Source organism: Streptococcus mitis (assembly GCF_003942695.1).
GTDB lineage: Bacteria > Bacillota > Bacilli > Lactobacillales > Streptococcaceae > Streptococcus > Streptococcus mitis_BD.
On the sequence record NZ_RJNU01000001.1, the window covers coordinates 51,207 to 65,009 of the forward strand.

Annotated in this window: 11 protein-coding genes; 9 read left to right on the forward strand and 2 right to left on the reverse strand. The window is 41.5% G+C overall.

The window, feature by feature from the left end; genetic code table 11:
• The first annotated feature begins 13 nt into the window (after window positions 1-13).
• Together D8852_RS00240 and D8852_RS00245 are read left to right on the forward strand one after the other, a co-directional pair.
• Window positions 14-1,903, forward strand: a complete 1,890-nt coding sequence (locus D8852_RS00240; RefSeq protein WP_125424876.1) for a DUF2207 domain-containing protein — start codon at window positions 14-16, stop codon at window positions 1,901-1,903.
• Window positions 1,904-1,964: 61 nt separating this feature from the next.
• Window positions 1,965-2,810, forward strand: coding sequence for an undecaprenyl-diphosphate phosphatase (locus D8852_RS00245; protein ID WP_125424875.1), 846 nt, complete (start codon window positions 1,965-1,967; stop codon window positions 2,808-2,810).
• Window positions 2,811-2,843: 33 nt separating this feature from the next.
• Here the strand turns inward: D8852_RS00245 and dinB are convergent, their stop codons facing one another.
• Entirely contained in the window at window positions 2,844-3,905 is a 1,062-nt protein-coding gene (gene dinB, locus D8852_RS00250) for a DNA polymerase IV (protein ID WP_000904542.1), read from the reverse strand.
• 236 nt (window positions 3,906-4,141) lie between these two features.
• Between dinB and pflB the strand changes: the two genes are divergently transcribed.
• Both pflB and D8852_RS00260 read left to right on the forward strand, forming a co-directional pair.
• Window positions 4,142-6,457: a formate C-acetyltransferase gene (gene pflB / locus D8852_RS00255; RefSeq protein WP_000260613.1), complete on the forward strand. Its 2,316-nt coding sequence runs from the start codon at window positions 4,142-4,144 to the stop codon at window positions 6,455-6,457.
• 392 nt (window positions 6,458-6,849) lie between these two features.
• Window positions 6,850-8,955 (forward strand): ATP-dependent Clp protease ATP-binding subunit, encoded by a 2,106-nt coding sequence (locus D8852_RS00260; protein WP_125424874.1) that lies wholly within the window; start codon window positions 6,850-6,852, stop codon window positions 8,953-8,955.
• Between the two features lie 58 nt (window positions 8,956-9,013).
• Here D8852_RS00260 and D8852_RS00265 read toward each other — a convergent pair whose 3' ends face one another.
• Complete coding sequence (locus D8852_RS00265) at window positions 9,014-9,496, reverse strand: S-ribosylhomocysteine lyase (RefSeq protein ID WP_000032544.1); 483 nt, start codon at window positions 9,494-9,496, stop codon at window positions 9,014-9,016.
• Window positions 9,497-9,791: 295 nt separating this feature from the next.
• On the opposite strand from D8852_RS00265, the gene D8852_RS00270 reads away from it, so the two are divergent.
• Genes D8852_RS00270 through D8852_RS00290 form a run of 5 tightly spaced genes read left to right on the forward strand, consistent with a single transcriptional unit; the run spans window position 9,792 to window position 13,720 of the window.
• Window positions 9,792-10,499, forward strand: coding sequence for an ABC transporter ATP-binding protein (locus D8852_RS00270; protein WP_000400161.1), 708 nt, complete (start codon window positions 9,792-9,794; stop codon window positions 10,497-10,499).
• A 1-nt stretch (window position 10,500) separates the two neighbouring features.
• Window positions 10,501-11,289, forward strand: a complete 789-nt coding sequence (locus tag D8852_RS00275; protein ID WP_125424873.1) for a lantibiotic ABC transporter permease — start codon at window positions 10,501-10,503, stop codon at window positions 11,287-11,289.
• Entirely contained in the window at window positions 11,289-12,011 is a 723-nt protein-coding gene (locus D8852_RS00280; RefSeq protein WP_125424872.1) for a lantibiotic ABC transporter permease, read from the forward strand. Before D8852_RS00275 ends, D8852_RS00280 begins: the two co-directional genes overlap by 1 nt.
• Window positions 12,012-12,023: 12 nt before the next feature.
• Entirely contained in the window at window positions 12,024-12,722 is a 699-nt protein-coding gene (locus D8852_RS00285) for a response regulator transcription factor (RefSeq protein ID WP_084974078.1), read from the forward strand.
• Complete coding sequence (locus D8852_RS00290) at window positions 12,689-13,720, forward strand: sensor histidine kinase (RefSeq protein ID WP_084974080.1); 1,032 nt, start codon at window positions 12,689-12,691, stop codon at window positions 13,718-13,720. Before D8852_RS00285 ends, D8852_RS00290 begins: the two co-directional genes overlap by 34 nt.
• The last annotated feature ends 83 nt before the right edge of the window (window positions 13,721-13,803 follow it).

Genomic DNA, 13,803 nt, shown 5'->3' on the forward strand with positions numbered 1-13,803 from the left:
GGGGGATTGTGTTGTGAAAAAGACTTTTTTCGTGCTTTTATTTAGCTTGTTTTGTATTTTACCACTCTCTGTTTTTGCGGTTGATTTCAAGATTCGCTCTTATCAAGGTGATTTGTATATTCATGCAGATAATACGGCAGAATTTAGGGAGAAAGTAGTCTATTATTTTGATGAAGACTTTAATGGACAACTAGTAGGACTTGGCCATGCCGGTAAGATGCCAAAGGGATTTGAAATAGATTCCAGTCCGAAGATTCAGGTATGGAAAAATGCTAGTGCCATTGAGAATGTCAATAGTGAAGTGATAGAAGAATCGGAAGGTTATACTGTAAAAGTGTATAATCCAGGCCAAGAGGGGGATACCGTTGAAGTGGTAATCACATGGCAACTAAAAAATCTCCTATTTCTATATGATGATATCGCGGAACTTAATTGGCAGCCCCTGACGGATAGTTCAGAACCTATCGAAAAATTTGAGTTTCGAGTAACGGGCTTTAATGGAGCAGAAAAATTGTTCTTTCATACAGGGAAACTCTTTACAGAGGGCAAGGTAGAAAAGATAGATGGTGATTATCGTGTTCATTTACAGAACCTACCTCGTCAGCGTGGGGTTGAATTGCATGCCTATTGGCCTAGAAAAGATTTTGGAACAGCTTTGGATCAGGGATTGAAGGGCAATCGTTTAGCAGAATTTGAAAAAATAGAGGAATCCATTACTGCTGAAAAAGCTCAGAGCAAAGCTCTGGTTACGTGGATTATCCCTTTGCTACTCTCGCTTTCTTTAGTCTTTAGTGTTATTTTCTACTGCATTTACAGAAGAAAAACCCCTCCATCGAAGAAATATGCTAAAAATCACCGTCTCTATGAACCGCCAATGGACTTAGAACCGATGGTTTTATCGGAAGCTGTTTACTCCACTTCTTTAGAGGAAGTCAGTCCCTTAACCAAGGGAGGAGGGAAGTTCACCTTTGACCAACTCGTTCAGGCTACTTTATTGGATGTGATTGACCGTGGAAATGTTTCAATCATCTCAAATGGAGATGAGGTCCGTCTAAAAGTCATAAAAGAAAAAGGATTGGTAAGTTTTGAAAAAGATTGCCTTAATTTGGCCTTTTCAGGAAGAGAAGAAGTGCTTGTTTCAGATTTGTTTGCAGATTACCAAGTGTCAACTAGTCTTTACCAAGGTGCAAAAGCAGCTGATGAAAAACGGATTCAGAAAACGGGACGTAAGCTTAAGTCGTCTTTCGAGCAAGCTCTGAAGCAGATGCAGGATGGGGTGAGAAAGCGGGTTTCCTCTTTGCAACTTCCAGATTACTATCGTCCACTGAGTGATGGAGAAAAAATCTTGCGATTGATGATAGGCGTCTCTACGCTTCTACCTGCTTTCGTTGGTTTTGGCTGGTTCTTGTATAGTTTGGATGCTCACGGGTACCTTTCTCTGCCACTTCCTATCCTTGGGTTTGTGAGCTTGATGTTAGCTGCCGTCTATTATTGGACGACCCGATTTGATACTCGTGATGGTGTTTTAAATGAAGAAGGGCTAGAAGCATACTATCTCTGGACTAGTTTTGAAAACATGCTTCGCGATATCGCCCATCTAGACAAGGCAGAATTAGAGAGTATTGTTCTTTGGAATCGCCTCCTTGTCTATGCTACTTTATTTGGTTATGCGGACAAGGTGAGTCATTTGATGAAATCTTATCAGATTCAAGTTGAGAACCCAGATATTAATCTTTATGTAGCTTATGGCTGGCACAGTATGTTTTATCATTCAACTGCTCAAATGAGCCACTATGCTAGTATTGCAAATACAGCTAGTACCTACTCCGTATCTTCTGGAAGTGGAAGTTCTGGCGGAGGATTCTCAGGAGGCGGAGGCGGTGGTAGCATCGGTGCCTTCTAGAAAAAATCTATCGCAACATCCGAAATTATGCTATAATAGAGGACAGAAAAAGGAGTAATGTATGTATTTTATTGAAATTTTGAAGTCAATCTTTTTTGGGATTGTTGAAGGAATTACAGAATGGTTGCCAATTTCAAGTACTGGACACTTGATTTTGGTTGAAGAATTTGTCCAATACAAGGACCAAAATGAAGCTTTCATGTCCATGTTTAATGTTGTCATCCAGCTCGGTGCCATTTTAGCAGTTATGGTCATTTACTTTAACAAGCTCAATCCTTTTAAACCAACAAAGGATAAGGTAGAAGTTCGTCGAACTTGGCAATTGTGGTCAAAAGTTCTCGTTGCGACCTTGCCCTTACTGTTGGTCTTTAAGTTGGATGATTGGTTTGATGCCAACTTCCACAACATGGTTTCGGTTGCCATTATGTTGATTATCTATGGTGTTGCCTTTATCTATCTTGAAAAACGAAATAAGGCGCAAGCTATTGAACCAACAGTAACAGAGTTAGACAAATTGCCTTATAAAACAGCCCTTTACATCGGTCTTTTCCAAGTCCTCGCCCTTTTCCCGGGGACAAGCCGTTCAGGTGCCACTATCGTCGGTGGTTTGTTGAATGGAACGAGCCGTTCTGTCGTAACAGAGTTTACCTTCTATCTCGGAATTCCTGTCATGTTCGGAGCTAGTGCTTTGAAGATTTTCAAATTTATTAAAGCAGGTCAACTCTTGAGTATTGGGCAATTATTCCTGCTCTTAGTCGCTATGGGTGTTGCCTTCGCGGTCAGCATGGTTGCTATTCGTTTCTTGACCAGCTATGTGAAGAAACACGACTTTACACTCTTTGGTAAATACCGTATTGTACTCGGTAGTGTCTTGTTGCTCTATAGTTTTGTGCGTTTGTTTGTATAAGAAAAAGCTTGAGGGAATTTTCCTTCAAGCTTTTTAAAATCCTGTCACTGTAATTCCTAGTAGACGGATACCTTTCTCTTTTTCAGCTAGTTCTTCGTAGAGTTGAAGGGCAGTTTGAGAAATCTGACTAGCGTCCTGTGTTGCTTGTGAGAGGCTTTTCCGCCTAGTTAGAGTGGAGAAGTCAGTATAACGAATTTTAAGGATAATGATTTTTCCAGCTTTGTCTTGTTTGCTGAGATTGTGAGCTACTTTTTCAGATAGAAGAGTCAGCTCTTTTTTGATGTCCTCTTCAGCCTGGAGAATCTTACCATAGGTTTTCTCTTTGCCGATGGACTTACGAATACGATTGGATTTGACTGGAGAATTGTGAATGCCCCTAGCCTTTCGATAAAGATCAAAACCGAGTCTGCCAAACCGATCGATTAAAGTGACTTCAGAAACGTCTAATAAGTCTGCGCCAGTATAAATACCCATTTCATGAAGCCTTTCCACTGTTTTCTTGCCCACTCCATGAAATTTAGCAATATCCATTTGTTTGAGAAAATCTTGGACCTGGTCAGGGAGGATAACTGTCAAACCATGTGGCTTTTGATAATCGCTGGCCATTTTAGCTAAAAATTTATTGTAAGAAACGCCAGCAGAAGCAGTCAGGTGTAGTTCCTGCCAGATATCCTGTTGGATGAGACGAGCTATTTTGACGGCTGACTTGATACCGAGTTTATTTTCTGTCACATCCAAGTAGGCCTCGTCAATACTCATAGGTTCAATCAGATCGGTGTAACGTTTAAAAATAGCTCGAATCTCAAGTCCCACAGTTTTGTATTTTTCATAATTGCCCGAGATAAAGACGGCTTGAGGACAACGCTCATAAGCTTCTTTAGAACTCATGGCAGAGTGAATGCCAAAGGCTCGTGCCTCGTAGCTACAAGTAGACACAACTCCCCGTCCGCCTGTTTGTCTGGGATCACTCCCAATGATGACAGGCTTGCCCTTTAACTTAGGATTATCTCTTATTTCCACCGCAGCAAAAAAGGCATCCATGTCGATATGGATGATTTTTCTGGACAAATCATTAATCAATGGAAATATGAGCATTTTGCTTCCTTTCTAATGTCATTTTTTATTCATTATACCTTTTTTTCTGAAAAAATGGAAAAGAGTACTCATTCTTTCAAATATATAATACAGATCGTACCGATAAACGGACTGTATTAGAAAAGAAAGTGATAAAAAAGCCTTTTTTCGCTTGTTGAAATCGGTTACTGTATGGTATACTGGTCTCATGAATGTAACAGATGACTGTTGCTAGAAAGAAAAATGAGGACATTAACATGGTTGTTAAGACAGTTGTTGAAGCACAAGATATTTTTGATAAAGCTTGGGAAGGCTTCAAAGGCGTAGATTGGAAAGAAAAAGCAAGTATTTCTCGCTTCGTTCAAGCTAACTACACACCTTATGATGGAGATGAAAGTTTCCTTGCTGGACCAACAGAACGTTCACTTCACATCAAAAAAATCGTAGAAGAAACAAAAGCACACTACGAAGAAACTCGTTTCCCAATGGACACTCGTCCAACATCTATTGCTGATATTCCTGCTGGATTTATCGACAAAGAAAACGAATTGATCTTTGGTATCCAAAACGATGAACTCTTCAAATTGAACTTCATGCCAAAAGGTGGTATCCGTATGGCTGAAACTACTTTGAAAGAAAATGGATACGAACCAGATCCAGCTGTTCACGAAATCTTTACTAAATACGTAACAACAGTTAACGATGGTATCTTCCGTGCCTACACTTCAAACATCCGTCGCGCTCGTCACGCTCACACTGTAACTGGTCTTCCAGATGCCTACTCACGTGGACGTATCATCGGTGTTTACGCACGTCTTGCTCTTTACGGTGCAGACTACTTGATGCAAGAAAAAGTCAACGACTGGAATGCAATTAAAGAAATTGACGAAGAAACAATCCGTCTTCGTGAAGAAGTAAACCTTCAATACCAAGCTTTGCAACAAGTTGTTCGCTTGGGTGACCTTTACGGAGTTGATGTCCGCAAACCAGCGATGAACACGAAAGAAGCAATCCAATGGGTTAACATCGCCTTCATGGCTGTCTGCCGTGTTATCAACGGTGCTGCTACATCTCTAGGACGTGTGCCAATCGTATTGGATATCTTTGCAGAACGTGACCTTGCTCGTGGTACATTTACCGAATCAGAAATCCAAGAGTTCGTTGATGATTTCGTTATGAAACTTCGTACAGTTAAATTTGCTCGTACAAAAGCTTATGACCAATTGTACTCAGGTGACCCAACCTTCATCACAACTTCTATGGCTGGTATGGGTAACGACGGTCGTCACCGTGTTACTAAGATGGACTACCGTTTCTTGAACACACTTGACAACATCGGTAACTCTCCAGAGCCAAACTTGACAGTTCTTTGGACTGACAAATTGCCATACAACTTCCGTCGCTATTGTATGCATATGAGCCACAAACACTCTTCTATCCAATACGAAGGTGTAACAACAATGGCTAAAGACGGATACGGAGAAATGAGCTGTATCTCATGCTGTGTGTCACCACTTGACCCAGAAAACGAAGATCAACGCCACAACATCCAGTACTTCGGTGCTCGTGTAAACGTTTTGAAAGCCCTTCTTACTGGTTTGAATGGTGGTTATGACGATGTTCACAAAGACTACAAAGTATTTGACATCGACCCTATTCGTGACGAAGTTCTTGAATTCGAATCAGTTAAAGCGAACTTTGAAAAATCTCTTGACTGGTTGACAGACACTTACGTAGATGCTTTGAACATCATCCACTACATGACTGACAAGTACAACTACGAAGCTGTTCAAATGGCCTTCTTGCCAACTAAACAACGTGCCAACATGGGATTCGGTATCTGTGGATTTGCTAACACTGTTGATACATTGTCAGCTATCAAGTACGCTACGGTTAAACCAATCCGTGATGAAGATGGCTACATCTACGATTACGAAACAATCGGTGAATACCCACGTTGGGGTGAAGATGACCCACGTTCAAACGAATTGGCAGAATGGTTGATTGAAGCTTACACAACTCGTCTACGTAGCCACAAACTTTACAAAGACGCAGAAGCTACAGTATCACTTTTGACAATCACATCTAACGTTGCTTACTCTAAACAAACTGGTAACTCACCAGTCCACAAAGGTGTATACCTCAACGAAGATGGTTCTGTGAACTTGTCTAAACTTGAATTCTTCTCACCAGGTGCTAACCCTTCTAACAAAGCTAAAGGTGGCTGGTTGCAAAACTTGAACTCACTTGCTAGCCTAGACTTTGGTTACGCAGCTGACGGTATCTCATTGACAACTCAAGTTTCTCCACGTGCTCTTGGTAAGACTCGTGACGAACAAGTTGATAACTTGGTAACAATCCTTGATGGTTACTTTGAAAACGGTGGACAACACGTTAACTTGAACGTTATGGACTTGAACGATGTTTACGAAAAGATCATGTCAGGTGAAGACGTTATCGTACGTATCTCTGGATATTGTGTAAACACTAAATACCTCACTCCAGAACAAAAAACTGAATTGACACAACGTGTCTTCCACGAAGTTCTTTCAATGGATGACGCATTGAGCTAAGATTCAATTGTAATAGAGAAAAGCCAGTCGATCTGACTGGCTTTTTGTGTGTTTAAAAATTTTTTAAAAAATAGTCAAATTTGGTCAAAAAATTATTGACTTTTACTGACCAATGTGATATAGTAGAAACATAAGGAAAATGAATTCCTTAAAAAGCTCATTTTCAACGAATTAGTCTTTGAGAATGAGGTATAGAATCCCGAGAAAGGGGTGAGGCCTATGTTAAATCTAACAGACTTTGAAAAGAAGATGATAGAAGGCTTATTTAAAAAAGAAAAACCAGAAATTATACGTAGAGTAGCGAGTTAGCTAGTCTAAAATTTTTAAAACAAAGGTCAAAGATAGTCAATATCAGAGATCGCAATTAATTAACAATAAACGAGGTAAAGAATATGAACAACAACTTTAATAACTTTAACAACATGGATGATTTGTTTAACCAATTGATGGGTGGTATGCGAGGATACAGTTCTGAAAACCGTCGCTACTTGATTAATGGACGTGAAGTGACTCCTGAGGAATTTGCTCATTATCGTGCAACTGGTCAATTACCAAGAAATGTAGAATCTGATGCGCAAATGCAACAACACGCTTCAGGTATGAAGCAAGATGGTGTCCTTGCTAAACTAGGTCGTAACTTGACAGCAGAAGCTCGCGAGGGCAAATTGGATCCTGTTATCGGACGAAACAAGGAAATTCAAGAAACATCTGAAATCCTCTCACGTCGTACCAAGAACAATCCTGTTTTGGTCGGAGATGCAGGTGTTGGTAAGACAGCCGTTGTCGAAGGTCTAGCACAAGCAATTGTGAATGGAGACGTTCCAGCTGCTATTAAAAACAAGGAAATCATTTCCATTGATATTTCAGGTCTTGAGGCTGGTACTCAATACCGTGGTAGCTTTGAAGAAAACGTTCAAAACCTAGTCAACGAAGTGAAAGAAGCAGGCAATATTATCCTCTTCTTTGATGAAATTCACCAAATCCTTGGCGCTGGCTCAATCGGAGGTGATAGTGGTTCTAAAGGTCTTGCGGATATTCTCAAGCCAGCTCTCTCTCGTGGTGAGTTGACAGTGATTGGGGCAACGACTCAAGACGAATACCGTAACACCATCTTGAAAAATGCAGCTCTTGCTCGTCGTTTCAACGAAGTGAAGGTCAATGCTCCTTCAGCAGAGGATACCTTTAAAATCCTTCAAGGGATTCGTGACCTCTATCAACAACACCACAATGTCATCTTGCCAGACGAAGTCTTGAAAGCAGCAGTGGATTATTCTATCCAATATATTCCTCAACGTAGCTTGCCAGATAAGGCTATTGACCTTGTGGACGTAACGGCTGCTCACTTGGCAGCTCAACATCCTGTAACAGATGTGCATGCTGTTGAACGGGAAATTGAGGCAGAAAAAGACAAGCAAGAAAAAGCAGTTGAGGCAGAAGATTTTGAAGCAGCTCTTAATGCCAAAACACGTATTGCAGAATTAGAGAAAAAAGTCGAAAACCACACAGAAGACATGAAAGTGACTGCAAGCATCAACGATGTGGCTGAATCTGTGGAACGAATGACAGGTATCCCAGTTTCACAAATGGGAGCATCAGATATCGAACGTTTGAAAGATATGGCTCATCGCTTGGAACACAAGGTTATCGGCCAAGACAAGGCGGTTGAAGCTGTAGCTCGTGCTATCCGTCGTAACCGTGCTGGTTTTGATGAAGGCAATCGCCCAATCGGTAGCTTCCTCTTTGTAGGTCCAACTGGGGTTGGTAAGACAGAACTTGCTAAGCAATTAGCGCTCGATATGTTTGGTACTAAAGATGCGATCATCCGCTTGGATATGTCTGAATATAGTGACCGCACAGCTGTATCTAAGTTGATCGGTACAACAGCAGGTTATGTGGGGTATGATGACAATAGCAATACCTTGACGGAACGTGTTCGTCGCAATCCATACTCTATCATTCTCTTGGACGAAATTGAAAAGGCTGATCCTCAAGTAATCACCCTTCTCCTCCAAGTATTGGATGACGGTCGTTTGACTGATGGTCAAGGAAATACAGTGAACTTCAAGAACACTGTCATTATCGCAACATCAAATGCTGGATTTGGTTATGAAGCCAACTTGACAGAAGATGCGGATAAACCAGAATTGATGGATCGCTTGAAACCATTCTTCCGTCCAGAGTTTCTTAACCGCTTTAACGCAGTTATCGAGTTCTCACACTTGAATAAGGAAGACCTTTCTAAGATTGTGGACTTGATGTTGGCGGAAGTCAACCAAACTTTGGCTAAGAAAGACATTGATTTGGAAGTTAGTCAAGCAGCTAAGGACTTTATCACAGAAGAAGGTTATGACGAAGTTATGGGTGTTCGTCCTCTCCGCCGCGTGGTTGAACAACAAATTCGTGATAAGGTGACAGATTTCCACTTGGATCACCTAGATGCCAAACATCTAGAAGCAGATATGGAAGATGGTGTCTTGGTCATTCGTGAAAAAGCCTAACTCAAGATTTTGAGAATAAAAAAAGAAGGAACTAGCTAAAAGCTGGTTCCTTTTGTGTTTAGATGACATGGCGTTCAAAGGCATCATCTGAAATTCCTTGTTCCAGGATGAGTTTTGCCCATTCTTTAGCAGAAAAGAGGCTGTGATCCTTGTAGTTTCCGCAAGATTCTATGGTTGTTCCAGGGACATCTTCCCAAGTAGTAGTCTCAGCGATTTCCTTGAGCGAATCCTTAATAACAGCTGCAATTTCGGCGCTAGTATGGCGACCCCACATAATCATGTGGAAGCCTGTGCGACAACCAAATGGTGAACAGTCAATCATGCCGTCAATGCGGGTACGGATGAGTTTGGCCAAGAGGTGTTCGATAGTGTGAAGCCCAGCAGTAGGGATAGAGTCTTCATTTGGCTGTACCAAGCGAATATCAAAGTTGGAGATGATGTCTCCCTTTGGTCCCGTTTCTTCCCCAATCAAGCGAACATAAGGTGCTTTAACAATGGTGTGGTCAAGTTCAAAACTTTCAACAATAACTTCTTTTGACATGGTAAATCCTTTCAGTTTTCTTCTTTCATTATAACATAAAGGGTGCTGTTGATGGAGTTTGATAAATAACTTTTTGAGACTAGAATGATAATAAAGTCTTTATACATAAACCTCAGAATTATAAAGAAAGAATGGAGAGAAGAATACCTTGTGAAAGAAAAGTTTAGTTTTTCTAGTGGAACTAAGGTGACTTTTGAAAAGTGGACCAACTTTTTCTGAAATTTCTGTTTAATCTCTGAACTAATTCTGAACTAGATTGGGTATACTGGAGAAAATAAAGATAAAGGAGTTCAGTATGGAACATATTGTAAAAATTGATCGTGTTTCTAAAAAATATGGAGACAAGCAAATTTTAAAGGATATTTCTTTTACAGCTAGGAGTGGTCGCATTACGGCTTTTCTAGGACATAATGGTGCAGGAAAAAGCTCGACCTTGAGGATTCTCTTGGGCTTAGATCGGGCGACAGCAGGAACTGCGACTTTTGATGGACAAACCTATCAGTCAATGATTTATCCTCTCAAAACAGTAGGTGCAGCTTTTGACGGTATTGGAGGTCTGCCAAATAGAAAGGTTTACGACCATCTGCATATTATTGCTGCAAGTAATGCTATTCCGAAGTTTCGGATTGATGAGGTATTGGATATGACTGGGATCGCTCATAAGAAAAAGGATTTCTTATCAAGCCTGTCTCTAGGAGAGGGGCAGCGCCTGGGGTTGGCAGTAGCTTTACTAGGTGATCCCCAGTTTTTAATATTAGATGAGCCGACCAATGGACTGGATCCAAGTGGGATTAAGTGGTTTAGAAGGTTCATTCGCCAGCAGGCTGATTTTGGGAAAACCGTCCTTCTATCCTCTCATATCCTGTCTGAGGTACAAATGGTAACAGATGATGTAGTCTTGATTCATCATGGGCAAATTATCGAACAGGGAACGCTAGAAGATGTATTACAAGGAACAGATAGTTTAGAAGAGCTCTTCTTCGACTTAACAGAGGAGGTTTAAGATGAAAGAGACGATGTCCTTATTGCATTCAGAGTGGTTGAAAATCCAATCAACCAAGGCTTTCAGGGTAAGTGTGGTCTTTATGCTGTTATTGGTACCTGTTGTGTCATGGCTAGAGGGACGTCAGTATCTGTCTATCGGTTTAGATGCGACCCCTGAGACGGTTCCCGGTCTGGCAGAAGCTATTGATCCGCTTGAATATCTAGGTCTTAATGGCGCTTCTATGGGTGGTATGGTTTTAGTCATCTTAGCTGGAATTTTGGGAGCAACGGAATTTCAGTCTCATAGCTTGCGAACCAGTCTATTGGCTTGTAATAACCGCTTGAAGCTACTTATGGGGAAAATATTGACCTTTGGTTTGTTTTCACTCATCATTAGCTTGTTATCCATTTATTTGAGCTATATTGTCATGCACTTGGCTTTAGGAAAGGAGGGGCTTGATCCGATTCTGCTCAATCAGGCAGCTTGGAGTTTGATTTTGTGGAAAGCCTTATCTTTAACCCTATTAGGAATCCTTTCATTTTTGTTAGGTTTATTGGCTCGGACTATGCTAGTTCCTCTGCTTTTTCTCGTGCCACAGATCTATAATCTGGGAAACTACCTAGCTACCCACACGACTTGGGGAGCTTATTTGCCACAGCCCGCAGGAGAGTTATTTGTTGCAACGCCGACTTCCCAATATGCCAACAATCCCTTGCAAGGACTCTTGATACTAAGCGTATGGTTGCTAGTCATCGGCGTCATGGCCTCTCTGCGCTTTTTGAAGACGGATTTAGGAGGACGCTACTGATGATAAAAGCTCTGCTTAAAAGTGAATGGATTAAGTTTCGCTCTTACTATCTCGTTCTTGGTGCCGCCTTGGTGGCTATGGTAGTCGTTCCTTTTTTTCTGATGAATCTTGACTACAGTCAGACAGCAGTTGGCCAGACAAAGGCTCTGAGTGAAGCTTTGCATGCTCTCTATCTGGCGCAGCCTGTCATCGTCATCTTTACTTCCCTCTATTTTGCCCAGGAGTTTGTCAAGTATGGGATGCGAACGAATTTTCTAACCGTATCAAATAGAAAGGCTTGGTTGGCTGGGAAATTCCTTTTTCTGGCCGTTCTGCTCTTGGTTCTCTACAGTGTCATGATAGGCAGCTGTTTCTTTGTTATGCTGGCTCGATTTGACCTAGACTTTAGCTGGCCCTTACTGGGGAAATTCCTCTATTACAGCTCTTTTGGTCTGCTCAGCAATCTTTTTCTGGCTTTTTTAGCAGCTGGACTCGCTTTGCTATTTCAATCTTGGGTTGTGCCGGTGTCGGTGCTCTTTCCTCTCTTGATTGGTCTCAGCCGTTTATTAGCAACTTTCATCAAAGAAGCAAAATACCTGCCTGATCTGGCTACGCTAAATCTTTTTGAGTATGAAGGGCTTCAGCACTCAATAGATTTATCAGGGCTGGGAATACAGCTGTTATGGTTAGCTTTGGTTTGGAGCTCTGCTATATTCTTAACCTTGAAGCGAGATGTTCGCTAGAGGTATGCTATAATGGAAAATATGAGACAGTATCGTATTTTGGTAGTTGATGATGACCGGAGCATTTTGAAGCTGGTGAAAAACGTCCTAGAGCTCGATGCTTATGATGTGACGACGCTTGATCGGATAGAAGACCTAGAGCTGACGCATTTTGTCGGATATGACTTGATTCTGCTGGATGTGATGATGGAGCCTGTTAATGGTTTTGAGTTGTGTTCCTACATTCGTCCTCATCTTTCGTGTCCAATCATCTTTCTGACGGCTAAGGAATTGGAGGCGGACAAGGTGGAAGGGCTCTTTCGCGGAGCAGATGACTATGTTGTCAAGCCTTTTGGAACCAAAGAATTGCTGGCGCGTGTCAGAGCTCATCTTCGGCGGGAGGAAAGGCGGAAGGAGCGATATTCTGAAATTGCTTCTTGTCAATTTTATCCAGAGCGCTATGAAGTTGCCTGTTTTGGTAAAATCTTGAAGTTTTCAGAGCGAGAGTTTACGTTGCTGCATTTACTAGCTAGCAATCCCAAGCAGACCTTTTCAGCTGAACGCCTGCATACCTTGCTTTACCCAGAAAGTTCAGAAACACAGCTTCGCTCTATCTCAGAATACGTATATCAGATTCGTCAAAAATGTAAACAAGAAGGGCTGCAAGCAATCGCAACAGTGAGAGGAGTAGGCTATAGATGGCAATTAGAACCCGAAATTTCAAAAGCCTAGTCTGGACAACCAGTTTAAAAATCGTCTTTTTCCATGTTTTAATTTTTGTGCTTATAGGTTATGAATTTACACAAGGCAGCGATTATGCCCTTTTCACCTTGTTCTTTTGGGCAGGGAGCTTGCTGCTGATTACTTTTTATCATATTTTAAAATTGCTCCGAAAAATCGACAGGGAAATAAAAATGCTAACGAGCGAGAAGCTTTTAGAAGAAAATCAAAGCCAGCTTTTTCGAATTGAGGAAATGCTAGAAGTTTATAGCGATTTACGGAGCAGCCGCCAAGAAAATGCTCGTCTTCTAGAAAAAGAGCAACGGCATAATCAGGAGTTGATTTTACAGTTATCAGCGACATCGCACGATTTGAAGACGCCCCTAACTGTGATTAAGGGGAATGCTGAGCTCTTGGAATTGGCGCAGTTGGGCCAGCCTCAGGCAGACTATGCTGCTGAGATTTTGCAGGCTAGTCACAAGATGGAAGAGTATTGTGGTTCTTTGATTGATTACGCTAAGACTTTTCAGATTGATTCTAATCAGTTTAGTCAGCTTTCCTTGGGGAGCTTTTTGGCTTCTCTACAGGACGATTGGGCACTTTTCAGCAAACAGGAAAGCTATTGTTTTTATCTCCAAGAAGATTGTGATCTTAGTCTGATTTTGTCGATTCACTTGGACTATCTCAAGCGCGCTTTGCTTAATATTTTACTGAATGCTCTTGAACATGCTAATCAGGATCAAAAGGAAGTCAAGCTGACGGTATCAGTGCAGCAGGACCAGTTGGTTTTTGCTATCTGGAACAATGGCCCTGCATTTTCGGAGGAGATGCTACTGGGAGCAGACCAACTCTTTTACCAGAGTGACCAAAGCCGCAATTCGGCTAATCCCCATCATGGAATCGGCTTAGCCTTTTCTAAGCAGGTCGCTCTCTTGCATGCTGGTCGTCTGACCCTGCTCAATCCAGACCAAGGAGGAGCCTGTGTCGAGTTGGCAATTTCATTGAAATAAATGAGGATAGAAAAATCATAAAAACGCATAATACCAAGTCTTTTGAACACTTGTTATTATGCGTTTTATCTTTTATCATGTAA